Source organism: Streptomyces sp. SJL17-4, from assembly GCF_036826855.1.
GTDB lineage: Bacteria > Actinomycetota > Actinomycetes > Streptomycetales > Streptomycetaceae > Streptomyces.
This window is the reverse complement of the sequence record NZ_CP104578.1, coordinates 8,135,254-8,157,673: the sequence shown is the minus strand read 5'-3', so window position 1 is coordinate 8,157,673 and position 22,420 is coordinate 8,135,254. Positions and strand designations below refer to the sequence as shown.

At 72.8% G+C, this 22,420-nt stretch carries 21 protein-coding genes; 9 read left to right on the top strand and 12 right to left on the bottom strand.

Annotated elements, in window-relative coordinates:
* Positions 1-95: 95 nt before the first annotated feature.
* Positions 96-665 (top strand): GNAT family N-acetyltransferase, encoded by a 570-nt coding sequence (locus N5875_RS36610; protein WP_338498662.1) that lies wholly within the window; start codon positions 96-98, stop codon positions 663-665.
* A gap of 94 nt (positions 666-759) precedes the next feature.
* Here N5875_RS36610 and N5875_RS36605 read toward each other — a convergent pair whose 3' ends face one another.
* The gene (locus tag N5875_RS36605) at positions 760-2,076 is read right to left on the bottom strand and encodes a tetratricopeptide repeat protein (protein WP_338498659.1); all 1,317 of its coding nucleotides are present in this window, start codon (positions 2,074-2,076) and stop codon (positions 760-762) included.
* A gap of 196 nt (positions 2,077-2,272) precedes the next feature.
* Positions 2,273-5,191 (bottom strand): CHAT domain-containing protein, encoded by a 2,919-nt coding sequence (locus tag N5875_RS36600; RefSeq protein WP_338498657.1) that lies wholly within the window; start codon positions 5,189-5,191, stop codon positions 2,273-2,275.
* A gap of 49 nt (positions 5,192-5,240) precedes the next feature.
* On the opposite strand from N5875_RS36600, the gene N5875_RS36595 reads away from it, so the two are divergent.
* Together N5875_RS36595 and N5875_RS36590 are read left to right on the top strand one after the other, a co-directional pair.
* A complete protein-coding gene (locus tag N5875_RS36595; protein ID WP_338498655.1) occupies positions 5,241-5,603 on the top strand; it encodes a hypothetical protein in 363 nt (120 codons plus the stop codon).
* The gene (locus tag N5875_RS36590) at positions 5,600-6,580 is read left to right on the top strand and encodes a hypothetical protein (RefSeq protein ID WP_338498653.1); all 981 of its coding nucleotides are present in this window, start codon (positions 5,600-5,602) and stop codon (positions 6,578-6,580) included. The genes N5875_RS36595 and N5875_RS36590 overlap by 4 nt, the downstream gene beginning before the upstream one ends.
* A 30-nt stretch (positions 6,581-6,610) precedes the next feature.
* Here N5875_RS36590 and N5875_RS36585 read toward each other — a convergent pair whose 3' ends face one another.
* Both N5875_RS36585 and N5875_RS36580 read right to left on the bottom strand, forming a co-directional pair.
* Complete coding sequence (locus tag N5875_RS36585; protein ID WP_338498651.1) at positions 6,611-7,045, bottom strand: hypothetical protein; 435 nt, start codon at positions 7,043-7,045, stop codon at positions 6,611-6,613.
* Positions 7,046-7,170: 125 nt separating this feature from the next.
* Positions 7,171-9,735, bottom strand: a complete 2,565-nt coding sequence (locus N5875_RS36580; protein WP_338498649.1) for an RICIN domain-containing protein — start codon at positions 9,733-9,735, stop codon at positions 7,171-7,173.
* A gap of 401 nt (positions 9,736-10,136) precedes the next feature.
* On the opposite strand from N5875_RS36580, the gene N5875_RS36575 reads away from it, so the two are divergent.
* The gene (locus N5875_RS36575) at positions 10,137-11,321 is read left to right on the top strand and encodes a serine hydrolase domain-containing protein (protein ID WP_318211736.1); all 1,185 of its coding nucleotides are present in this window, start codon (positions 10,137-10,139) and stop codon (positions 11,319-11,321) included.
* Between the two features lie 59 nt (positions 11,322-11,380).
* Here N5875_RS36575 and N5875_RS36570 read toward each other — a convergent pair whose 3' ends face one another.
* From N5875_RS36570 to N5875_RS36560, 3 genes are all read right to left on the bottom strand, one after another.
* Positions 11,381-12,220, bottom strand: a complete 840-nt coding sequence (locus tag N5875_RS36570; protein WP_318211735.1) for a class II glutamine amidotransferase — start codon at positions 12,218-12,220, stop codon at positions 11,381-11,383.
* Between the two features lie 97 nt (positions 12,221-12,317).
* Positions 12,318-12,806 (bottom strand): flavin reductase family protein, encoded by a 489-nt coding sequence (locus N5875_RS36565; RefSeq protein ID WP_318211734.1) that lies wholly within the window; start codon positions 12,804-12,806, stop codon positions 12,318-12,320.
* Positions 12,807-12,997: 191 nt separating this feature from the next.
* Positions 12,998-13,807, bottom strand: a complete 810-nt coding sequence (locus N5875_RS36560) for a DUF1206 domain-containing protein (RefSeq protein ID WP_338499375.1) — start codon at positions 13,805-13,807, stop codon at positions 12,998-13,000.
* Positions 13,808-14,018: 211 nt separating this feature from the next.
* On the opposite strand from N5875_RS36560, the gene N5875_RS36555 reads away from it, so the two are divergent.
* A complete protein-coding gene (locus N5875_RS36555; protein ID WP_318211733.1) occupies positions 14,019-15,119 on the top strand; it encodes a glutamate--cysteine ligase in 1,101 nt (366 codons plus the stop codon).
* Here the strand turns inward: N5875_RS36555 and N5875_RS36550 are convergent.
* Positions 15,109-16,038 carry a LysR family transcriptional regulator gene (locus N5875_RS36550; RefSeq protein WP_338498646.1) on the bottom strand — a complete coding sequence of 310 codons (930 nt, stop codon included), beginning with the start codon at positions 16,036-16,038 and terminating at the stop codon, positions 15,109-15,111. The two genes, N5875_RS36555 and N5875_RS36550, sit on opposite strands and share 11 nt — an antisense overlap.
* 79 nt (positions 16,039-16,117) lie before the next feature.
* On the opposite strand from N5875_RS36550, the gene N5875_RS36545 reads away from it, so the two are divergent.
* Entirely contained in the window at positions 16,118-16,858 is a 741-nt protein-coding gene (locus tag N5875_RS36545; RefSeq protein WP_338498643.1) for a hypothetical protein, read from the top strand.
* 40 nt (positions 16,859-16,898) lie between these two features.
* Here N5875_RS36545 and N5875_RS36540 read toward each other — a convergent pair whose 3' ends face one another.
* Complete coding sequence (locus tag N5875_RS36540) at positions 16,899-17,888, bottom strand: potassium channel family protein (protein WP_338498641.1); 990 nt, start codon at positions 17,886-17,888, stop codon at positions 16,899-16,901.
* A 388-nt stretch (positions 17,889-18,276) separates the two neighbouring features.
* A complete protein-coding gene (locus tag N5875_RS36535; protein WP_318211729.1) occupies positions 18,277-18,432 on the bottom strand; it encodes a DUF6131 family protein in 156 nt (51 codons plus the stop codon).
* A gap of 341 nt (positions 18,433-18,773) precedes the next feature.
* Between N5875_RS36535 and N5875_RS36530 the strand changes: the two genes are divergently transcribed.
* A complete protein-coding gene (locus N5875_RS36530) occupies positions 18,774-20,033 on the top strand; it encodes an AI-2E family transporter (protein ID WP_338499373.1) in 1,260 nt (419 codons plus the stop codon).
* A 28-nt stretch (positions 20,034-20,061) separates the two neighbouring features.
* Here the strand turns inward: N5875_RS36530 and N5875_RS36525 are convergent, their stop codons facing one another.
* Entirely contained in the window at positions 20,062-20,280 is a 219-nt protein-coding gene (locus tag N5875_RS36525; protein ID WP_318211727.1) for a hypothetical protein, read from the bottom strand.
* Between the two features lie 279 nt (positions 20,281-20,559).
* Between N5875_RS36525 and N5875_RS36520 the strand changes: the two genes are divergently transcribed.
* Positions 20,560-20,811, top strand: a complete 252-nt coding sequence (locus tag N5875_RS36520; protein WP_318211726.1) for a hypothetical protein — start codon at positions 20,560-20,562, stop codon at positions 20,809-20,811.
* Between the two features lie 65 nt (positions 20,812-20,876).
* Positions 20,877-21,626, top strand: a complete 750-nt coding sequence (locus N5875_RS36515) for a metallophosphoesterase (RefSeq protein WP_338499371.1) — start codon at positions 20,877-20,879, stop codon at positions 21,624-21,626.
* A 9-nt stretch (positions 21,627-21,635) separates the two neighbouring features.
* On the opposite strand, the gene N5875_RS36510 is transcribed toward N5875_RS36515, so the two are convergent.
* Positions 21,636-22,349: a nucleotidyltransferase family protein gene (locus N5875_RS36510; RefSeq protein ID WP_338498639.1), complete on the bottom strand. Its 714-nt coding sequence runs from the start codon at positions 22,347-22,349 to the stop codon at positions 21,636-21,638.
* Positions 22,350-22,420 lie beyond the last annotated feature (71 nt).

Genomic DNA, 22,420 nt, shown 5'->3' with positions numbered 1-22,420 from the left:
CCACTGACAACGCCTCTGGATCATGTCCACGGGTGTGGTGGCCGGCCCGGTGAAACCGCTCGACACCCCGGCCTTGTTCGGGTTGGCTGGCCGGCATGTCAGAGCTGCGTACCGAACGTCTCGTGCTCCGCTTGTGGAGGGATTCCGACCGCGAACCGTGGGCGGCCATGAACGCCGACCCCGAAGTCCGGAAGTATTTGGGGGGACCGCAGACGCGGGAGCAGAGCGACGCCGCTCTGGCCGGCATGCGGGCCGACTTCCACGAGCGAGGTTTCGGGTGGTGGGCGCTCGAAGCACGCGAGACCGGTCGGTTCATCGGCCGCGTCGGCTTGGACGTGGTGGGCCCGGACATGCCCTTCGCGGGGGTGGACATCGGGTGGCGGCTGACCCGTTCGGCATGGGGTCACGGTTACGCCACCGAGGCGGCCCTGGCCTGCCTGGCCTTCGGTTTCGAGACCCTCGGCCTGCCGGAGGTGCTTGCGTCGACGACCGTCGAGAACCTCCGCTCCCAGGCGGTGATGCGCCGGATCGGCATGACCCGCGACCCGGCCGACGACTTCGAGGACCCGAGCGTGCCCGAAGGACCGCTTCGCCCGTGTGTGCTCTACCGGATCTCCCGCACGTCTGCTCACGGCCTGCGGACGGCGTCACCGGGGCGCTCGTAGCCGCTCTGACCGGCCCGACCGCCCCGACCGCCGACCGCCCCGACCCACGGCATGCCGGGGCCGGGGCCGGGGCCGGGGCGGCTCCCACCCGGTCTCAGCGGGTGCCGGGTTCGCCGTCCAGGAGGTCGAGCGTGGCGCGGGCATCCTCGTCGCCCGCGCGGGCCGGGCCCCTGAGCCAGTCGGCCACCGCCGCGAGGTCGGGCCCCGGCTGCCCGTCGGCAGCCGGTCCTTCCGGCGCACCGGCACCGCGGGAGCCGGAGGGGGCGGGTGCGGAGGAGTGCGAGGCGGCGGGGTCGACGGAACGCAGCCAGCGTTCGGCCTCCTCCGTCCGGCCCGTACGCACCAGCGCCTGGACGAGGTTGAGCCGCGCCGCGGCGTGTCCCTCTTCGGCGGCTCGACGCCAGAGGGGCTCGGCGGCGTCCCAGTCGCCGCGCTCGGCGAGGACGGCGCCGTAGCTGACGAGCGCGTCCGTGACGCCCGCCTCGGCCGCTTCGCGCCACCACCGTTCGGCGCCTGCCAGGTCACCGCGTTGGCGCAACAGGTTGCCGAGGTTGTTCATGCCTCCGGCGTCGCCCGCCTCGATGGCCTTGCGGTAGTACGACTCCGCTCCGTCGAGGTCACCCCGGCCGCGGAGCAGGACGCCGAGGTTGGCGTAGGAGTCGGTGTGACCGGCATCGGCGGCGAGCCGGTAGTAGTGCTCCGCCCGTGCCGTGTCGCCCTCCTCGGCCAGGAGCACGCCCATGGTGTGCTGGGACGTCGCGTGTCCGGCGTCGGCCGCCCGCCGGATGTGCTCCCGCGCGCCGTGGAGACCGTCCTCGGCCACGTGCATCCGGGAGATCCAGAAGAGGACTTCGGGATCGCCGGAGGCGAGGGCGGCGGCGAAGTGGCGGCGGGCGCCTGTCCCGTCGCCCTCGTGGGCCCGGAGCACCGCCATGGCCAGCTGCGCGTGCGGGTGGTGCTCGTCGTCCGGGTGGAGGAGGAGCAGTTGTTCGGCCCATTCGACGGCGGACTCCGCGGCGGGGGCGGGGGCCGCCGCGGGAGCGGACTCCGGCGCCCTCGGCGGCGGCACCGGCGCGCTACGGGCCGCGGCCGCTCGCATGGCCCGCAGTTCGGCCAGGGCTTGCCGGGCGCCTACGTGGCCGGTCTCGGCCACCGGCCGGAAGTATCGTTCCGCCGCTTCGAACTCCCCTCGGTCCATGGACAGCGTTCCGAGTGCCAGGGCGGCCATCTGATCGCCTGCGGCCCGGGCGCGCCGGAGCCACTCCTCGGCCTCCTCGACGGCTCCCCGGTTGCCGAGCCCGATGCCGTAGACGGTCATCGCCCGCACGTTGCCCGCGCTCGCTGCCTCCGCGGCGAGTTCCTCCGGGATCGGGGCGCCTTCCTCGTACGCCGCCCGGACCAGCTCGTCCAACGCCGCCGCCCGGGACGCTCCGCGGGCCGGTCCACCGGACGGTCCGCCGGCCGTGCCGGATCCTCGCCCCGCCCGTCTCCTCCACCACGCGACCATGCCCGTCCCCGTCCGTCGTCGTGTCGTCATTGTGGCCCCGGTGCAGACGGCCGCACCACCTCCAACACACCTGTGGCGCAAAGGAGTTCGAGGCTCGACGTCAGGGGCCGACATGGATGTGGGCGGCCCACAGGGACGGGGTGAGGGGGTACCGGTCGCGTACGCCGCGCACGGCCTCACGCACCGCGTACGGCGCCCGGTCCGCCACCGGGCGCGGTGCCCCCAGCCCGGTGTAGACCTGCTCGGCGATCCGTACGGACATGGTGTCGTCGATCTCCCAGAGTGTTCCCACCACATGGCGGAACCCCGCGAGTTGCAGCCCGCCCGCGAGGTGGAGCCCCTCGTCCATGGCCGTGAAGCCGGACCGGGCCGTGCCGCAGGCGGACAGGTACGCCAGTTCCGCGCCGGACAGGTCGAGGCGGGAGAGGCCCGCCACGGTCAACGGGTGGTCGAGGTGGTCGTGGACCAGCAGTCTGCTGCCCACGGCCGTGAGCGGCTCGGAGGTGCCGTGGCCGGAGAAGTGCAGCCAGGTGCGGTCGGCGAGGGCGGAGACGACGGCATCCCTGGTGGCGGCCTCACCACTGAGCAGCAGGGCGCCGGGCAGTGCTCCGGCGACGGCGACGCCTTCCCCGGCCGCTCCGGGCAGCGGCCGTGCCCCCGGCGCCTCGGGCACGGCGACCACCAGGTAGGAGGGCGGGGACGCGGGGGCGGGACGGCGTCCCGCGGCGAGCGCGCGGACGGTGGGGGCGTACGACGGCACGGTCCGGTCGAGGACGGTGCGGCCGTCGGCCGCGCGGTGGTGTCCTGCGGCGTGCAGCGGCAGGAAGGCCAGCGGGCCGGTGGGGATCCACCACACCCGCGGCGGCGGATCGCCGGCGGGCGTCTCCGTGATGCCGAGGGCGTCGAGCACCGGCCCGGTGATGGTGTCCCACAGCCATCCGAGGTGCGCGTCGATCTCGTCCTCGGCGGCCGGTCCGGCCATCAGGTCGTCGTCTCCGTCCGCGGCCCGGAGCCGTTCGAGGGCGGTGAGGAAGACGGTGGTCCGGTCGGCCACCTCGGACAGCTGGAGCCTTGGCAGCGGGATGGCGCGCAGCCCTCCGGCCGTGATCGCCAGGGCGTCACAGCGGAAGCGGCTGACGTTGACGAGGACGACGGGTCCGTCGGCGCCTTCGGTGAGGAGCCTGTCGGTGTCCGGCGGGAGCATGAAGTCCTCGAAGCCGTCGAGGCGCCGGACGGCGGCCAGGGTCCGGTCCCATTCCGAGGCCGACGCACGGCGTTCCTCGGCGGCCGCGACTCCGTCCCGGGAGTCGGCCGCGCCTTCGGTGTCCAGCCGGGTACGCAGCCGGGCGAGCCGGTCGGCGGTACGGGGGTCCTGGACGCGCAGCCGCGCCAGGTCGTCGTGGTGGCCGAGCCCCTGCCCGAGGAGGAGGCCGCGTCCCGACTCCAGGAGACGCAGGGCGAGGGCCGGGTCTCCGGCGGCGAGCGCACAGGCCGCCGCCTCCCCGGCGATGCCCCGGCTCTCGGCGAGCGCGCGTTCCGCGTCGGCGAGGGGGAGGTGTCGGGAGGCGAGCGCGGGGAGCTGGGCCAGGGCGTGGCCGTAGGCGGTGGCGGCCTCCTCGGGCCGACGCGCCGTCATCGCGTCCCACCCCCAGGCGTGTGCCGCGCGCAGCCGCGTCAGGGGCGCGGCCGCGGGGTGGAGGGCCGCGTCGCGCAGCGCGGTACGGGCTTCGGGGCGCCCTCGCGCGGCCAGCACGAGGCCGAGCTGGTACTGGAGGCCGGCGTACAGGGGGTGACCGGACGGCAGCGTGTCGGCCGCGGTGCGGAGCAGGCGCTCGGCGCGGTCCGCGTCCCGTGCGTCTCCCGTGAGCCGGTAGCGCTCGGTCAGGGCGACGGCGAGGTTGAGCAGGGCGCCCGCCCTGGAGGGTTTGCCGGGGGTCCCGCCGCCGTCCTCCGTCCCGGTCGCGTGCCGCGACGCGGCCTCCGCTCCCGCTTCCCGCTCCGCCGCCCTCACGGCCGCCTCCCGCTCCGCCGCCTCCACGGCCGCCTCCCGCTCCGCCGCCTCCACGGCCGCTTCCAGGGCGTCGTCGCGTGCCCGCAGGTCCGCGTCGGCGGCGGTGCGTTCGTGCTGGACGCGCAAGGCGTTGGCGAGTCCCTGCTGAAGGAGGGCGTGGTCGCGGTGGCCCGGCGGGGTCAGGGCGACGGCCTCCCGGTGGGCGGCGAGGGCCGCCACGAGGTCCTTCGCGTCACCGGTCCGTTCGTAGCGCTGCCGCAGGGCGAGGCCGAGGTTGTGCAACCGGCCGCCACGGTCTTCCGTCCCGCCCTCCTCGACGGCCGCCCTGCCGATCCGTACCGCGTCCATCACGTCGTCGAGGGCGCCGCGGCGTTCGTACCGCTCCCGCAGCGCGGCACACAGGGCACTCAGGACGAGGCTCCGCTCGGGATGGCCGGTGCCCGCCGCCGCCTCGGCCTCGCGCAGGGCGGTGACGGCGGCGTCGAGGTCCTCGGACCTGCCCTCGCGCTCGTACCGGAGGCGCAGGGCCGTGCCCTGAAGGGCCAGGGCGGAGGCCCGAAGCGGACGGATGTGCACGGGAGTTCCGTTGACGGCGGCTTCACAGTCCCGGATCGCGTGGTCCAACCGCCCACGGTCACGCAGGCGTTCGGCTGCCATGAGGCTCTCCCTGGCCCGCTCGTGGAGCGCGGCCAACCGGGCACCCTCCGCCGCGGCCCCGGGGTCGGGTCGCGTCTGCCGCTGACCGGCGTACCGTTCGAGGGCTGTGGCGATGGCGGCGTCCTCCCGGCCCTCCTCGTCGCCGAGGAGCACGCTCCGGCACCGATGGAGGTCGGCGAGGGTCAGGACGGCTTCGAGGTCGGCCGACGGGTCGGGCACATGACGCATCAACTCCCTTGCCATCCCCAGGGCTTCAGGGGCGAGAACCGCAGCTGCGTCCATGTTCGTCCGGAACAGCAGCACCCGCGCCGCCAGGGCTCGCAGCAGATCGTCCCGCCTCGTGACCGCCATACGGGTTACGGTACCGAGCGTGGGCGGCGTCGACCGAGGGGGCGGTTGTATGGCGGGTGAGGAGAAGTACCGGCTCGGCCGGTTGTGCGCACAACTCACGGCGATCCGCTCGCTCGCGGATCGGCAGGGGGAGTCGGCGCAACTCGACGCCCTCCTCACCGAGCTCCGGGCGGACGGCGACCTCCCCGAACTCACCTCTCGCGCGGACGAGTTGCTGCGCCGCTGCGGGGTGGCCCGGGGGCTCGGCGACCATCGTTCCTACGGTGGTGTGCTCCCCCACCTGGGCGGCGGGCACCCGGTGGAGGAGGCCCATGTGTGCCCGAAGGGCCGCTGCGACCGGGTGGACCTCGAAGCCGGCGGCAGGTGCGAGCTCTATGTCGTCCCGTTGCGCCTGGTCAGGTGGGAGGCGTGACCACCTTCCTGGCGACGCTCGGCGGCAAACTCGCCGACACCTGGGTCTCGTTGCTCGTCCTGCCCGGTCTGCTGTACCTCGCCGTGGCCTCGGCCGCCTCGGTGCTCGGTCACCGGCACGCCCTCGACCACGGCGTGCTGACCGCGCGGATCGACGCGCTGGCCGACGATCCGGCCCTCCACGAGCCCGGCACGGTGGTCGTCTTCGGCGTGCTCCTCCTGGTCGCCGCCGCGGGCGTCAGCAGGCTGGCCGCTGCGCTCGGTGCCGGTGTCGAGCGGCTGTGGCTAGGGGACTGGCCGCCGCCGCTACGGCCCGCCGCCCGCGCCCTGACCCGGCGCCGTACCACGCGGTGGGAGGCCGCCGACGCGGCCCACCGCCGGGCGGTGACGGCCAGGGCGCTGCAGGCCGCCGCGGACGGACGGGACGCGCCCTCCCAGGACCCCGCCACCCCGGGCGGCGCCGCGACGGACGGCCTGGGCACCACGCGGTCGGACCCAGGGGCCCTGGACACCGTCGGCCTCAACGAAGCCCGTAACCGGATCTCCCTGACCCGGCCGGCCCGGCCGACCTGGATGGGCGACCGGCTGATCGCCGCCGACGCCCGGGTCCACCGGGCGTACCGGATCGACCTCACCTCGGCCTGGCCCCGGCTCTGGCTCCTCCTGCCCGAGACGGCGCACGCCGAGGTACAGGCCGCCCGGTCCGCGCTCACGGCCTCGGCCCGCCGCGCGGCCTGGGGGCTGCTCTACGTGCTGCCCGCACTGTGGTGGTGGCCGGCCGCCCTGATCGCCGCGGTCACCTGGACCGGCGCCTGGCGTCAGGGCCGGGTGGCGGTCCACGAGTTCGCCGAACTCGTGGAATCCGCCGTCGACCTCCACGGCCGGGACCTCGCCGCCGCCCTGGGCATTCCCTGCGAGGAGCAGCTGACCGCCACCACCGGCCTGGCGATCACTCGTACCCTGCGCAAGGGAACGTGACCCGGTGGCGGCACAGCACCTGAACCGGGATCACACCGCGCCGCTCTTCCGGAAGGACGTGTCGTCGGTGGCCAGCGCCCAGATCACGAGGATCGAGATGGCCATCGAGAAGAGCGCCCACCAGGGGTGATAGGGCAGGAAGAGGAACTGGGCGACGGTGTTCAGGGCGGCCAGCGTGATGCCACCCATCCGCCCCCATTCGGAGCCCATGAGGATTCCGGTGCCGGCGAGGCCGACGAGGATGCCGAGCACGACGTGGGTCCAGCCCCAGCCGGTCAGGTTGAACTCGAAGACGTAGTCGCCGACGCGGGTGTAGACGTCGTCCTTGGCGATGGCGACGATGCCCTGGAGGACGTCCAGGATTCCGATGACCACCATGAGGACACCGGCGAACAGGGTTCCCCCGGCGGCTCCCGGGGCACTTGCGGGGGCGCGGGGCGGGCGGGGTGCGGTGTTCTGGCTCATGGGGTCATCGTCCGGCCGTCGCTCCTTGGACGATCGTTCAAGTGCTCCGCACGGGTGAACGGGCGCCGGTGAGCTTCGTTCGCGGAGCAGGTGAGGGGCAGGTGCGGAGCAGGTGAGGACGGGGATCAGTCGATGGTCCACCGCTGAAGCGACGCGCCGGTGTCGGGCTGCTGGGTGACGAGGGCTCCGTCGGCGGGGGAGGCGGTGGTCAGGAGCAGCCCGCTCGCCGCGGAAGCGACGGTGTAGGTGCCGGCGGCCTGACGGGTGATGTTCCAGCGCTGGTTGGCTCCCTTGGTGCAGGTCCACTGGATGATGTTCGTCCCCGCGCCGGTGGAGCCGCCCTCGACGTCGGCGCACAGCCCGGACTCACTGTTCCTGAGTTCGTAGGTGCCGTCGGTCTGCTGGGTGAAGCTCCACTTCTGGTTGAGGCCGCCGGTCGGCGCCCAGGTGATGAGCCGGGTGCCGGCCGTGGTGCTGTGGTCGGGGTTGTCGAGTGCCTTGCCCGCGGCGGTGAGGGTGTGGACCCCTTCGAGGGAGGCCGTGACCGCCCAGGTGAACGTGGCCGTGCCGGTGGCGCTGCCGGAGGACGCGGTGACGGTGACCGTGGAGGTGCCCGCCGTGGTGGGGGTGCCGGTGATCAGCCCCCCGGTGCTGATGGACAGACCGGCGGGCAGGCCGGTGGCGGTGAAGGTCAGGGGCTTGCCCGCGGAGTCGACGGCTTCCAACTGGAGGGAGACGGCCTTGTTCAGGGTGGTCGTCCGGTTGCCCGGGTGGGTGACCGTCACCGTCTCGGGGACCTGGCCGGTCGGGGTCAGTGTCAGGATCTGCTCCCCCGCCGTCCGGGTGCCGCCGACCGCGTTGCCCGTGGTGTTGCTCCACGTACGGGTGGGCGTGGACTCGGCGAGCCGACCGGAGTCGGCGGAGAGGCCGATGACGAGTCCGCTGTAGCGGTTGACGATCTTGTACGTGCCAGTGGCGGTGCCGTCGGTGGGCGAGGTGCTCCGAAGGACGAACCACTGCTGTCCGACGGTGGGGCCGCCGGTCGGGGCGGCGGTGACGGTGGGCTTGGTGCCCCAGGCTCGTGTGGCGGTGGAGGTGGCGGCCACCCCGAGGAGCTGCCCGGTGGCCGAGTTGGCGATGCGGTGGGAGCCGTCGCCGTTCGGGGTGAAGATCCACGATTCGAGACCGGAACCGGTGGCGGCGGCGAGCGAGGTGGTGGCCGAGCCGCCGGATACCTGGGCCAGGACGCGTCCTCCGGCACTGGAGATGCGGTACGCCTTGGTCGTGTCGACGGGGGCCGCCGGCGCGGTGGTGCCGATCGTCAGGTTGACGTACTCGCTGCTGGTGCCGGCGGAACAGCCGAAGGAGCAGTACGAGCGGAAGTTCTTGCCGACGATCCCGGAAGCGGTCTTGTTGCCGCTGTCGAGGAACCAGCGGTACCAGGACGCGTTCTTGTAGCTGCCGGTGTCACCGAGGCGGAACCACCGCTGGGTGGCCAGGTTGTCGGTGGCGTAGATCTCCTGGGAGGCGTTCCCGCTCTGGTCGACCGCCTGCGGCTGGCCGATGTACAGGCCGAGATGGGCGTTGTACGTGATGTCCATGACGAACAACGGGGACGTCGGGGGCGTCAGGCCGGCGGCCACCTGCTGGCTCACGGTGCCGCCGTTGGCCGGGTCGTACTCCTTCGACGGCGGCGTGTAGCCCGTCGTGCTGCCGGAGCCGACCGGGACCATGGTGCTCTCCCGGCCCCCGACGCCGGGCTGGGACCAGGCGCCGTCGTACCACTTCCGCCAGGATCCGGGAGCCATCTTCGACGAGATCGGAGCTCGGGCGACGTGCCCGTAGAACGCGGCCCAGCCGCCGCCCTTGTTCACGATCCGGGAGCCGTAGAAGGCGTAGAAGTAGCCGGACGCCGTGTCGACGAACAGACGCTGGTCACCGGTGCCGTAGTGGTAGGTCTGCTGCGGGAAGGCAGCGGTGTCGCCGCGCCTGGTGCTGTGGTGCGAGGTGATGACGTGGTCCTTGATGGTCCACGTACGTCCCTGGTCCTTGGAGACGGCGTAGTCGATGCCGTCGTAGTGGATGCCGTCGCCGAAGGGCTGCGGGGTGAACTCGTTGTGCACGAGTCCGTACCAGTCACCGGTGTCCGGGTCGACCCAGACACCGGCGAGGTCGCAGTAGTTGCGGTGCGCGTAGGAACCGGTGGAGGGCGCCTGGGTGGACTCCAGGCCCGTCGGGCTGTTGTTGCAGCGCCAAGTGGTGTCACTGTTACGGTCGTTGGGGTTGGACGGGTTCACCGCGTCGCTGATCGCACCGGACCGGGTGGCGGTGTCGAAGTTCGTCCCCGTGTAGAAGGTCCACTTGCGGGGATCGTTCGCGCCGTACAGCGCGTGCGCCTGCTGGAAGTAGAAGGTGCCGTCCTTGTCGATGTACGTCCCGGCGGGGGTGTCGTCGGGGTGGGTCCACGAGCCCTTGGCACCGACGGTGACGGTGTAGCCGACGGCGCTCGGTGCCGCGGAGGCGGCGGACGCAGGGGATGTCGCGGACGCAGGGGTTGTCGCGAGCGCAGGGATTGTCGCGGGCGCAAGGGGTGTGGCGGACGCAGAGGGCGTGGCCAGCGTGCCGCCGCCGGTGACGACCAGCGCGGCGGCGACGAGCGCCCCGGCCAGTCTGCTGTGCGGAGTGGGCATGGTTCTCCCTGATCGGAGGAGCCGAGAGGGAGCGGGCTCCTTGACGGTCCGGCGGCCTCGCGGACGGCCCACGAACCGGCGGGTCGGCGCGGCCCGCCGGCGTGGACGTGCGTGGCGGCACTCAGACTCCTCGCCCCCGCGTCATGACTCATAGGGACGAATCACCACGGCGCTTGGACTTTCAGTCATGAGCCGGCGCCCACGGCCGGCCGGGGGACGCACGTCACGGTGCGGCGCGTACCGGTGCGGTACGTCCGCCGACCGGCCCTGGCCGGGGCGTGCCGCGGGCTCGTACGGCTCCCGTTCTGCTAGGCAGGCAGCTACCCCGACCGGGTCTCCCGGCCCGGGCCCAGGGCCGGAGGCGCCGGCCCGCCGCTCACCGCACCCAGGGAGATCCGCACGTGCCCACCCCCACCCGTGGCCGCGACCCGCGCACCGTACTGTCCGCCACCGCCCTCGTCGCCGCCGTGCTCGGTGCGGCGCTGCTCCAGCCCGCGCAGGCCGCCGACGGCCACCCGCCGCGGCAGGACCCGCGTCTGCAGCGGCAGCTCGACCGGCTCGTGGCCCAGGAGGACGGCCCGCCCGGGGTGATCGCCCTGCTCACGAAGGGCGACCGTACGCAGGTGTACACCGCCGGCGTCGGCGACATCGCCACCGGCCGGCCGCCGCGCCCCGACGACCACATGCGGATCGCCAGCGCCGCCAAGGCGTTCAGCGGCGCCGTCGCCCTCCGGCTCGTCGACCAGGGCCGGCTCTCCCTCGACGACACCATCGCCGACCGGCTTCCCGGACAGCCCGCGGCCTGGGGTGCGGTGACGCTGCGCCAGCTCCTGGCGCACACCAGCGGCCTGCCCGACTACTCCTCCGACCCCGAGTTCGTGGCCATCCTCACCGCCGACCCCCGCCACGTCTTCGACCCGCGTCGGCTCCTCGGCTTCGTCGCCGACGAGCCGCTGCTCTTCAGTCCCGGCTCTCTGTACGAGTACTCCAACTCCGACAACATCGCGGTGGCGCTCATGGCGGAGGCCGCGACCGGCCGCTCGTACGAGGACCTCCTCGACGAGCTCGTGTACCGGCCCCTGGGCCTGCGCCGCACCAGCCTCCGGCTGGGGCACCGGCTCCCGCGGCCCTTCGTGCACGGCTACGCGGTCGCTCCGCCGGCCGCACCCGAGGACGTGAGCGAGACCTTCGGCGCCTCCGGAGCCTGGGCCTCGGGCGGCATCGTCTCCACCCCCAGGGAGCTGGGCGCCTTCATCCGCGCCTACGCCGGCCCCGCGCTGCTCTCGGAGCGGACCCGCGAGGCGCAACTCGCGTTCCGCCCCGGCGACTCCTCCGAGCCTCCGGGGCCCGGTACGAACGCGGCGGGGCTGGCGATCTTCCAGTACACCACCCGCTGCGGCGTGCTCTACGGCCACACCGGGAACACCGCCGGCTACACCCAGCTCATGGCCGCCACCCCGGACGGCACCCGCTCCCTGACGTTCTCCATCAACACCCAGACCAGCCCCCGCAACAAGCCCGCCCTGCTCGCCCGACTGCGCACCGTCCAGGAGGATTTCGCCTGCGCCCTCCTCAAGGACAAGTGAACGGCCGCTCGGCCGCGGCAGGAAGGGCCCCACACCGGACCGTCGTCACCGGACCCGCGTCACCGAAACGTCGGGGCGAACGGAAGGTAGTCCGCGGCCGAGCCCGAGGGGATGACCGCATAGCTGCCCTCGGGCAGTTCGTTCCATACACCGGGCAGGTCGCCCAAGGGCTCGGAGACCACTATCCGAGTGTCATCGGATATCTCCTTCAGGTAGTGCAGCTCAGGGTGAAGGCGCCGCACCGTCTCGGCCCTGCTGCTGTAGAAGAGCGACCGGGCTCTTCCCTGACTGGAGTAGCGGAAGGCCCATACGCGCTCTCCGTCACTCACGGCCACCGTCATCTGCAGGGGTTCCGACACGCCGTGCTCCTTGCCGAGGCGCTCGATCAAGCCCGCCATGCGGGCGACCGCGCCGGGGACGTCCTGGTCGAGGCCGAAGGTGACGGCGAGGTAGAACATCACCTCGGAGTCCGTCGACCCTTCCATGGCGGGAAAGAGCACCGGGTCGACGGCCATGCACAGGTCGCGCTGCAGCCGGGGAAAGTCCGCGATGGCCCCGTTGTGCATCCACAGCCAGCGACCGTGGCGGAAGGGATGGCAGTTCGTCTGCTGGATCGCGGAGCCGGTGGAGGCGCGGACGTGCGCGAAGAACAGGGAGGAGCGGACGTGCGAGGCGAGCTCACGCAGGTTGCGATCGCTCCAGGCCGGTCCGACATCGCGGAACACCGCCGGTGTTCCGCCGCCGTCAGGGCTGTACCAGCCGACTCCGAAACCGTCGCCGTTGGTCGACTCGACGCCCATCCGTGCGTGGAGGCTCTGGTTGATCAGTGAGTGCTCGGGGCGGTACAGCACGGCGTCGAGCAGCAGGGGCGAGCCCGAATACGCAAGCCAGCGGCACATACGGACCATCCTTTTCGAGGTCTGCTCCGAGCCTACGCCGGTCGCGGTCTCCCCACCCACGCCGCTTCCCGCGTCGGCTCACCGGGTCATGGTCTTCTCAGGCCGGGTGGCCCGGTTCGAGGTCCCGCAGCTCCCGGTACCGGAGCAGCGCGGAGGGTGGGCCCTCGACCGGTGGGGACACGGCCACGGGCGCCAGGACGAAGCCCATGTGGTCGCCGCCGTCGACGCGCCCCTCGATCCGGCCGGTGAACCAGGTGGACAGCTGCTCCAGGACGGGGCTGCCCGCTTCTCCCGGCCGCCAGCCGACCTTCGCGAACTTGTCGACCCGGTCGCCCGTTTCCTCGCCGAAGAGTTCCGCGAGCGCCCGCTCGTCCCGGTGGAGCAGGTGCACGGTGAGGTACTCGGCCTCGCGCGCGACGCGGTAGGTGCGGTTGGCGACCGACAGCCACACGGCGAACCGGGGCGGGTCGATGGAGCACTGCGAGGCGAATCCCACGAGGCAGCCCGCCGGCTCGCCGTCGGCCGCGGCCGTGACCACGTACATCGGGCCGTCGAGACCGTCGGTGAAGGGGTCCAGGTCCGTCACTGCGCCTCCTGCGGTTCCGCGTGGTCGGTGGTCCGGTGGTCTGTGATTCGGTGATCCGGTGATCCGGTGGTTCGGTCAGCGGCTACCCCGGGCGTCGGCGGGCAACCGCGGCGCGGCCCGTCGCTCTGCGGCGACGGTCGTCGGACACCGTGTGAGGGCTCGGTCAGGCGTCGCGTACGGGGGCCGCCCGATCAGACATCGCGCCACTTGGACTCGCCGAAGGAGAACACCCCGAAGAGCACGAGACCGACGGCCACGGCGACCAGAAGCCACGGTCCCGCCGGGGTCTGCGCGAACGAGCGGATCGCGTCGTCGATGCCCTTGGCCTCGCCCGGATCGGACTCGGTCGACGCCTTCAGGCCGAAGAAGCCGACGGCGGCGAACACGAGCCCGCGTGCGACCCCGCCCGGTACGCCGGTCACGTCCATGAAGCGGCGCTGCGGCGCGGACATCCGCTCCCATGTCAGATGCTTGCGGTACTTCCGCAGCACGGCCCGACCGGCGATCCACAGCCCCGCGCCCAGGATGGCCGTGGCCACCGCGCCCACCCACCACGGGCCGCCGGGCAGCGACAGCAGACGGCCCGAGAGGTCATGGCTCTGCCGGTCGGTCGTGCCCGCCCCACTGCCCCGGTCCCCCGCCGCGAAGGACAGGACGAGGAAGGAGCCGACCGCGTAGAACGCGAAGCGCGCGCCGGACAGGGCGCGTCTGCCGAGCCGGTCGCCCTTGGGCCCGGCAGCCCCGAAGAGCGCCTCCGACAGCCGCCACAGCGCCATGCCTGCCAGGCCCACGCCGAGGGCCCAGAGGAGGACGGCCCCGAACGGCGTCGACACGACCTCCGCGAGGGCACCTCCCCGGTCGGCCTGTTCGCTCGTGCCCGTCAGGCCGATCCGTACGGCCAGGGCTCCGACGAGGAGGTACAGCACACCACGCGCCACGAAGCCCGCCCGCGCACCTGCCCGTACGGCCGCTCCGCGGGCCGCTCCTCTCCTCAGGTTCATGGACGACGGGCGCATGGACGACAGGCGCATGGGCAACTCTTCAGGCTCATCGACGGCCCTGCTGTGATCATGTCCGGTCACTCCCCTCGGTCGGAACCTACGGGTTCCCCGTCTCCCCCGGCCGAACCATGCACGTCGGGAAGACGGCCCCCGGAGCGGTGGATGACCTGCCGTTTCCGGGGTAGTCGCGGATCGACCCAGGGAGAAGGCCATGAAGGCACTGACGATGGGCGTCGAGGAAGAGTTCGTCCTGGTCGACCGGACGAGCCGGGCGCCGGTTGACCGGGCTCCTGAGGTGATCCGCGCCGCGGCCCGTGAGCTGGGCGAACAGGTGCAGGCGGAGTTCTACAACGCCCAGATCGAGATCAGTACCCAACCGACCACTTCCTGCCGGGCCCTGCGGGACGAGCTCGCGTGGCTGCGTGCCGTCGTGGCGCGGGCGTCCCACGCCGGGCATTGCCGCCCGGTCGCATCGGGCACCCCCGTCCTGCCCCCCGAAAAGCCGCTGACCATCACCGATACCGAGCGGTACAGGCGGATGGCCAGCCATTTCGCCTCGCTGGTGTACCCGTACAGCGGCCTGGACAGCGGCTGCCACGTCCACGTCGGGACCTTCGACCGTGAGACCGCGCTCGCCCTCGCCCACCACATGCGGCCCTGGCTGCCCGTCCTGCAGGCCCTCGCGGCCAACTCCCCGTACGCGGAGCGCCGGGACACGGGCTTCCACAGCTGGCGGTCGATCGAGCACGCGCGCTGGCCGACCGTCGGACCCGCACCCCTCCTGGACGAGGCGCAGTACCTCGCTCACGTCACGGCCCTGGTCGACGACGGCACCCTGCTCGACCGGCGGATGATCTACTGGTACGCCCGGCCCTCCGAGCACGTACCGACGCTGGAGATCCGGGTCGCCGACGTCAACGCCGACCTCGACACTGTCGTCCTGCTCGCCGCGCTCGTCCGGGGGCTCGCCGGGACCCTGCTGCCCGACGTGGAGGCCGAGGCCCCGCCGCCGGCCGTACCCCTGCCGCGCCTCCTGCGCGCTCACGGCCTGGCCGCGGCCCACGGTCTCGCGGGCATGGGGCTGGACCCGGAGGACGGCACCGAGCGTCCGGCCACCGAGCTCGTCGAACGCCTTGTCGCCCGGGCGGGGCCCGGGCTCGACGCGGCCGGCGACACCGCCTGGGTCAAGGACTGCTGGGAGCGGGTGCGGGCGACCGGTGGTGGCGCCGCCCACCAGCGCGCCGTGTACCGCCGGAACGGCCGGTTCAGCGCCGTGGTCGACGCCGTCGCCGCGGTCACCGTCACGGCCTGACGGTGGCGGCCGTCGGGTGGCTCGACGCGTGGCGGTGAGCGGCCGTGCGCAGTGCGGCGACGACCGCGGTGGTCGTGGGATCGGCGGTGTCGGTGTGTCGCGTCGCGGCGAACAGCACACGGTGGATCGGGGTGCCCTCGATGGGCGAGGTGTGGATTCCGGGGACGGTCGGGTCGATGGCCGTCCGGGGGACGAGCGCGGTGGCGAGGCCGGCCCGGACGAGGGTGAGCTGGGCCGCGATGTCGGTGGTGACGTAGGGCGTCGACGGTGTGAAACCGGCGTCGTGGCAGGCGCGCAGGATGGCTTGGCCACAGTCCGTGGTCGGTGGGGGCACGGCGAGGCTGTGGGTGGCGAGATCCCGCAGGGAGACGGGGCGCTCGTCGGCGCGGTCCGCGGCAGTGACGACCAGCAGGGGATCGTCGAGCAGTGGGTGGACGTCGACACCGCGGGGCGTGACATCGGGCAGGTGGTGGTACCGCTGGCCGAGCACCACGTCGACGGTGCCGAGGGGAAGTTCCCGTAGTTGCGCCTGGTCGGTGACGAGACAGGCGACGGTGAGCCGTGGATGTCGCGAGGCCAGTGCGGTCAGGGCCGGGGCCACGATGCGGGCGACGGTCGACGGCAGCGCGGCGAGGGAGGCGGTGGTGCCGACCGTGCCTCTGACCGCCGCGACGGCGTTCTCGGCCTCCTGCACGGCGTCGAAGATCCGGTCGGCGTGTTCGACGAGCACCCTCCCCGCCTCGGTCAACGCCACGGTGCGTCCGTCGGGGCGCAGCAGATCGACTCCGACGTCACGCCGCAACGCGGACAGCTGCTGGGACACGGCCCCGGCGGACAGGGCCAGTGACTGGGCGGCCGCGGCGATGGAGCCGCGTGCGACGACGGTCTTCAGCATGTGCAGACGGCGGATGTCCAACATGACTCGGTAGATTACCTAACGGGTCGCAGGAGGAAACATCATCTTGTCCTGTCGAGTCATGGTGCGCGACCGTGGGCGCATGGAGATCTTCGACTGCATCGACGCGGTGGCCCGGCCCATCCATGACTTCGGTGACGAGTTCATGTCCGACGAAGCGACCAGCGCCATGGGGCTGCGCGCCGGCTTCCTTCCAGGGCGCGGCTTCTACTGCCGTGGCCGGTTCGGGGTCCTGGGCGAGGTGCCGGTCTCCGTGGTCCAGGCGGTACAGGGCTTCCTCGGCCCCGGCCTGATCTCCGCGGGCTGGCGGGCGGGACGCGCCGTGATGCCGGCAGGGGACGCCGCCGCCTGCTACACCCGGGCCGTCCGGCACTGGGGACGCGCTCACATCCCCGGCGACATCGACGTGGAGCACTTCAACCGGCTCGCCCAGCGGCTGATCGACGCCGCCGACGCGGACGCCTTGCCCTTGTTCGCCGGCTGGCGCGCACAGCCCTGCCCCGACGAGGACCCGGTCGGCGCGGCCATGCAACGCGTCCACGTGCTACGGGAGCACCGCGGCGCCTGTCACCTGGTCGCGGTACGCCTCTGCGGGCTCTCCGCTCAGGAGGCCATGGTCATCAACCTCGGCGTCGAGCGGACGACGCACTACGGGTGGGAGCGACCGCAGCCCGCAGCCGCGGACCTTCTCCCCCGGTGGCGTCGGGCCGAGCGACTCACCACCGCGCTGCAGGCACCGCTCTATGCCGCCCTCACCGACCGGGAGCGCACCGAATTCGCCCGACTCGTCAGCGGGTTGACCGCCTCTCCGACCCTGCCGTGACAAGGGTGCCGACGCGGCCTCGGCGCAACCACGGGGCTGTTCACCCGTGGGACTTCTTCACCCCGTCCGCCCTGACGCGGTGCTCGGCGGCGTAGGCGTCGAGGACGGCTCCCGTGCTCCCTTCGGTACGGAGGAACCGCTCGTCGAGGATGGCGGCGAGATCGTCCATCGCCGCCCGCAGAACCTCGGAGGCGAGGCCGACGTCACGGTGCCGGGCCTTCGCCGCGTGCTCGGCGAGCTGTGCCGCGTAGCCGATCTGCTCGGCGAGCGACGCGCGGTCGTCACCGTCGTAGAAGTAGTACGACTCCGGGTACTGCATGAAGTCGATGGACACGACGCACAGCTCGGACGCGACGCTGTCGAGGATGGCCGCACCGGCGTCGGAGTCGAGAGCCTCCGTCGTGGCGTGCGTGCGGCGCAGGTGAGAGAGGCGCAGCGCCAGGGTCCGGCGCCGTGCGAGCGCGGGGTAGATGCCCAGGATCCAGGTCACGGTCGCTGACAGGAGCGCGAATCCGACCAGCGCCTCCAGCGGAGCGAAGAGGCGCAGCCAGCCCGCTGTCGGTGCGATGTCGCCCAGACCGAGTGTCGCCAGCGTCACGAGCGAGACGTACAGGGCGTCCACGGGGCCCGCGTGCGCGGACGGTTCGAGGCCGGCGGAGTACGTGAAGGCCTCGGGCATGTGGGGCCAGTAGACCAGGGCCCAACCGACGGCGACGGTCAGCGCCCAGATCGAGACGACGACCACCATGCCCAACGGTCCTGCCAGCCCGGCGGCTCTGCGACGGCCGCTCATCCGGCCGGAGAGCCGCCAGAGCGTCGTCATCGCCAGCCTGCTCAGGCCGCCATGACGCGTCGGATGCCACAGGGTGTGGAACACGTCCCGCAGCATGAACACCACCAGCGCCGCGCCCAGCAGCGACAGTGACCACTTCATCTCGCCCCTCGCCCCTCGGTCCTTCTGCTCCGGCTCGCGGTCCGGGTGGGTCACTCGGCGCGCCGGAACCGGGCGGGTCACTCGGCGCGTCGGCATGCGACCCTCCGTGTCGCCGACGGTAGCCGCCGGGCTCGTGGTCCGAGGCTCGACATGTCGGTCCCCCGCCGGACATTCTCCGGACGGCGCGTTGGTCCACGGGCGTGGGGCGGAGGCTCCCCCACCGCGACGCCGTACGCGCCGCGCCGGTTCACGCGCGACGGGACCCGGCGCCGCCGTGTCCACGAGGCGCCGAGTCCGCGCCAGACCGTTGCTTGTCGCCCGCGGCCGATGGTGTGACCCACCTCGTCTCGATCAGGCGGGCCGACCCGGATGGGCGAAGACCATCCGGGTCGGCCCGGAAGGGGGAAGCCCGCGCTCACCTCGCCCCCGCCGGGACGGAGTTGATCGCGTGACCAAGCCGCACGTCACCGGTCCCACGTCGTGGCTACCAGTAGTGTCGTCGGCCTCCCACCGCGTGTCCCACGGCTCCGAGGACCCACAGGACCACGCCGATGATGACCAGGATCATCCCGATGGTCCACAGAATGGAGATACCGGCGACGAGTCCGATGATGAGCAGGATGACTCCGACAAGGATCATGGCTACCTCACTCTGGATGGGCCAGGCTACGGCGAATCCACCGGCGCCCACGGGCGGGGGATGTCCCAATCGCCCACGAACGGCGCCTACCCGCATCCCGCGGTGGTAAGGGTTCCCGGCGATGGTTTCCCGGCGTCGGTTTCCGGGGCCCGGAGGGGAGTTCCGGGCTTCGTCCCGGGCCCCGAGGCCGCTGGACCGGTTCCCGTGCGGGGCACCCGGGGTGCCGTCGGGCGAGGTACGGGCCAGCCTGGGGGGAGTCCTCGTCAGACGTAGAAGCGACTCGGAGGGTCTCCTCGGTGGACCGACCTCGACAGCCCCGCCCGCACGGCTGGTCCGGGCGTGTGAAGGAGCGTGCCGCGGCGCTCCGCGAGCGTCGGGCGCGGCTCCAGGCCCAACGGGACGCGGAGGAGGAGCGGGCGTGGGAGAAGTCGCTTCCCCCCGAATGGCGACGCGGCGCCGTCCCCCCGGCGCGGGGGCCGGCGGCATCGGTGCCGTGGCCGGTGCGGGTGGCCGCGGAGGCCGGCTGGCGGTTCCTGGTGCTCGCCGCCACCCTCTGGGTGCTGATGCGGGTCATCGGAGCGGTGCGGTTGGTCGTGCTCGCGTTCGTCGTCGCACTCCTGGTCACGGCGCTGCTCCAGCCGACGGTGGCCCGGCTGCACCGACACGGCCTCGCCCGGGGCCCGGCGACGGCACTGACGGCGACCAGCGGGTTCGTGCTGCTCGGACTGGTCGGATGGTTCGTCGTCTGGCAGGTGCTGGACAACCTCGGCAACCTCTCCGACCGCGTTCAGGAGGGCATCGACGAACTCAAGCAATGGCTGATCGACAGCCCGCTGCACGTCACGGAACAGCAGATCAACGACATCGCCGACAGCCTGAGCGACAGCATCGGCACGAGTACGGGCGAACTCGCCTCCACCGGCCTCCAAGGCGTGACCGTGCTCGTGGAGGTGATCACCGGCCTGCTGCTCGCCATGTTCGCCACCCTGTTCCTGCTGTACGACGGCAAGCGCATCTGGCTGTGGACTCTCAGGCTGGTCCCCGCCGGAGCCCGCCCCGGCGTCGCGGGCGCGGGTCCACGGGCATGGCGGACCCTGACGGCGTACGTGCGCGGCACCATGATCGTTGCCATGATCGACGCGGTCTTCATCGGCCTGGGCATCTACTTCCTCGGCGTACCGCTCGCCGTGCCCATCGGCGTGGTGATCTTCCTGTCGTCCTTCGTGCCGCTCGTCGGCGCCGTCGTCTCCGGGGCACTCGCGGTCGTCGTCGCGCTCGTCACCGAGGGGGTCTTCACCGCCCTGATGGCCCTGATGGTCGTCCTCGTGGTGCAGCAGATCGAAGGACACGTACTCCAGCCGTTCATCCTCGGCCGCGCGGTCCGGGTCCACCCGCTGGCCGTCGTCCTGGCCGTCGCCACGGGCGGCACGGTCGCGGGAATCGGCGGGGCCGTCGTGGCCGTACCGCTCGTCGCGGTGAGCAACACCGCCGTCGGGTACCTCCGCAGCCACCCCGCGGGAAGCGGTGAGGAGGCCGCGGGGCAGGCGGTCGTCCCGACCGAGGACGAGCAGACGAAGGGCGAGGGCGGGAAGGAGCGGTGACCACTCGGTGGACGTGGTGGACGTGATCTCAGTCAGGGGGCTCCTCGGCCTCCGGCCGCTCCGTGGGAGATGACTTGGGGCCCGGACGGGCCTCCTTCTGCGAGGTGTCGGACTCCCCCTGCGGCGTGCCGGAATCCTCCTGCGGCGTGCCGGAATCCTCCTGCGGTTCCGGCTCGCGCGGGACGGCCTGGGGGCTCTCGGGAGTGGGGCCGGGGCCTTCGGGTTCGGGCGTGGGGGTCGATTCCATCCGGATCACCACCTCGCGGTGCGTCGGGTGTGTGCGTCGCACGGCTGATGCCGGTGCTGTACGCCTGCCCGCCCGCTCGCGACTCGATCGGCGGCCGAACCTCATCGTCCGCCCCGCCGCCACGACCGAGCCTCGGCGGCGCCCTGCCGCGCCGCACGCGGGGCTCGCGGGGCTGCCCCCACGATTCGCGCCGCGGATCTTTTCGCTGCGAGCGGGTAGTCGCAGATTCAGATTCCGGTCCCGCCCGCTGAACAACGGGCACGAGGACGGAGGAGCACGATGAGCAACGGCCAGAACGAGTACCAGATCGCCCGGTTCCGGGCCCGGCTCGCGCGCGAGGACGTGGCCGAGCTCGGTGTGCGGATCGAGGTGCGCGGCGCGACCTTCCTCCTGACGGGCACCGTGCCGACGTCCGACGTCCGCGACGAGATCCTCCGGATCGCGGATGCGGAGCTGACCGGCATCCCCGTCCGCGCGGACCTCCTGGTCGCCTGCGCGGACCCGCCCCAACGGCCCGAGGAGCTGCTGTGACCTCGCCCGCCGACCGGACTCCGGCGGCCTCGCACGGCGGTGAGCGGAACGGTGCCCACGTCCGGGTGGCGGCGGTCGGCGACATCCACCTCGGCCCGGACTGCGCGGGCCTGCTGCGCACCGCCTTCACGACCCTGCCGGACTGCGCGGACGTCCTCCTCCTCGCCGGGGACCTCACCCGCCACGGCACGGTGGTCGAGGCGGAGGTGGTCGCGGAGGAGGTACGCGACCTGGGCGTGCCCGTCGTCGCCGTACTGGGCAACCACGACTACCAATCCGAGCAGGAATCGGACGTGGCGCGCGTCCTCACCGACTCCGGGGTCACCGTCCTGGAGGGCGAGAGCGTGATCCTTCCGGTGAACGGCGGAACCATCGGCATCGCCGGGACGAAGGGCTTCTGCGGCGGTTTCGCGGGCCGCAGCGCCGGAGAGTTCGGCGAACGGGAGATGAAGGAGTTCGTCCGCGCCTCACGCCGGAGCGCCGAGGGCCTGCGGCAAGCCCTGACCGGCCTGGCCACCGGCGGCTGCGGGACCAGGATCGCGCTCACCCACTTCTCCCCCGTGCCCGACACGCTCGCGGGTGAACCGGTGGAGATCTATCCCTTCCTGGGGAGCTATCTCCTCGCGGAGGCCATCGACGAGTCGGGCGCCGACCTCGCGGTCCACGGCCACGCCCATCTCGGCACGGAACACGGCATGACGGCCGGCGGCGTACGCGTCCGCAACGTGGCCCAGCCCGTCATCCGCAAGGCCTTCGCCCTCTACCACCTGCCGCTCGACCACCTGCCGCCGGCCGGGGCGGACCGCCACCCCTGACCGTGGGCCTCAGGGCTTGTCCGGGGACTTGCCCAGGGACTCGTCCGGGGCGGTCGTCGGCTGGATGACGTCGAGGAGACCAAGCAGGTACAGGAAGGCGGCGGCCATGGGCAGATCACCGGTCTCCACGCGTACACGGTCCCAGTCGACGCGCTCCCGCAGCCCTCTGGCGAGCGGGAGGAGTTTCCCGTAGTCGCAGTGGTGCTCGGAGAGCGCGCCCAGGCGCCCGATCATGAGGTCGGTCGGGTCGATGACCGGCATGTGCACGGAGTCCACGGGCAAGGTCCGGGCCCGTGCCAGCAGCTCGCTGGTGACGGGCCGGCCCGCCAGGGCGAAGATCAGGTCGATGTGCTCCCCTGACCTGCGGCCCTTCACCAGCCAGTCCTCCGGCGGGTCGACGATCTCGACGCCGTGTTCGCGGAGCAGGTCAGTGATCTTGTCGGCGTCCTCCCGGCGCACGGCGAAGTCCGTGTCGTGCTGCAGCCGGACCGGGATGCCGTACGCGTGCGCGGCGACGCTGCCGACCAGGGCGAAGGGGTAGTCCGAGGCCTTGAGGACGGCGGCGATCGCCTTCGTGACCTCCAGGATGGCCTGCGTGTGGTCCGGAGGGAGATCCTGCGCCGACTGACCGCCCGCCGCGCTCGTCGCGGAGGCAGCCAACCGCAGGGGCCGGCCCGTCGCCGCTGTGCGGGCGTCCGCTGGACGGCCTTCGACCCGGTTCATGGAGCTACCTCCTCGGATGCGGCCGTGGGCCCGGCGAGGGGCCGGGACATGCCGCTACCCCCTACGCGGGG

Bases quoted from the DNA above. Each gene is read 5' to 3' on its own strand.
- N5875_RS36610 (WP_338498662.1), top strand. From the start codon at position 96: ATGTCAGAGCTGCGTACCGAACGTCTCGTGCTCCGCTTGTGGAGGGAT.
- N5875_RS36600 (WP_338498657.1), bottom strand. From the start codon at position 5,191: ATGGCGGTCACGAGGCGGGACGATCTGCTGCGAGCCCTGGCGGCGCGG.
- N5875_RS36595 (WP_338498655.1), top strand. From the start codon at position 5,241: ATGGCGGGTGAGGAGAAGTACCGGCTCGGCCGGTTGTGCGCACAACTC.
- N5875_RS36585 (WP_338498651.1), bottom strand. From the start codon at position 7,045: ATGAGCCAGAACACCGCACCCCGCCCGCCCCGCGCCCCCGCAAGTGCC.
- N5875_RS36580 (WP_338498649.1), bottom strand. From the start codon at position 9,735: ATGCCCACTCCGCACAGCAGACTGGCCGGGGCGCTCGTCGCCGCCGCG.
- N5875_RS36570 (WP_318211735.1), bottom strand. From the start codon at position 12,220: ATGTGCCGCTGGCTTGCGTATTCGGGCTCGCCCCTGCTGCTCGACGCC.
- N5875_RS36560 (WP_338499375.1), bottom strand. From the start codon at position 13,807: ATGAACCTGAGGAGAGGAGCGGCCCGCGGAGCGGCCGTACGGGCAGGT.
- N5875_RS36555 (WP_318211733.1), top strand. From the start codon at position 14,019: ATGAAGGCACTGACGATGGGCGTCGAGGAAGAGTTCGTCCTGGTCGAC.
- N5875_RS36550 (WP_338498646.1), bottom strand. From the start codon at position 16,038: ATGTTGGACATCCGCCGTCTGCACATGCTGAAGACCGTCGTCGCACGC.
- N5875_RS36545 (WP_338498643.1), top strand. From the start codon at position 16,118: ATGGAGATCTTCGACTGCATCGACGCGGTGGCCCGGCCCATCCATGAC.
- N5875_RS36540 (WP_338498641.1), bottom strand. From the start codon at position 17,888: ATGCCGACGCGCCGAGTGACCCGCCCGGTTCCGGCGCGCCGAGTGACC.
- N5875_RS36535 (WP_318211729.1), bottom strand. From the start codon at position 18,432: ATGATCCTTGTCGGAGTCATCCTGCTCATCATCGGACTCGTCGCCGGT.
- N5875_RS36525 (WP_318211727.1), bottom strand. From the start codon at position 20,280: ATGGAATCGACCCCCACGCCCGAACCCGAAGGCCCCGGCCCCACTCCC.
- N5875_RS36520 (WP_318211726.1), top strand. From the start codon at position 20,560: ATGAGCAACGGCCAGAACGAGTACCAGATCGCCCGGTTCCGGGCCCGG.
- N5875_RS36510 (WP_338498639.1), bottom strand. From the start codon at position 22,349: ATGAACCGGGTCGAAGGCCGTCCAGCGGACGCCCGCACAGCGGCGACG.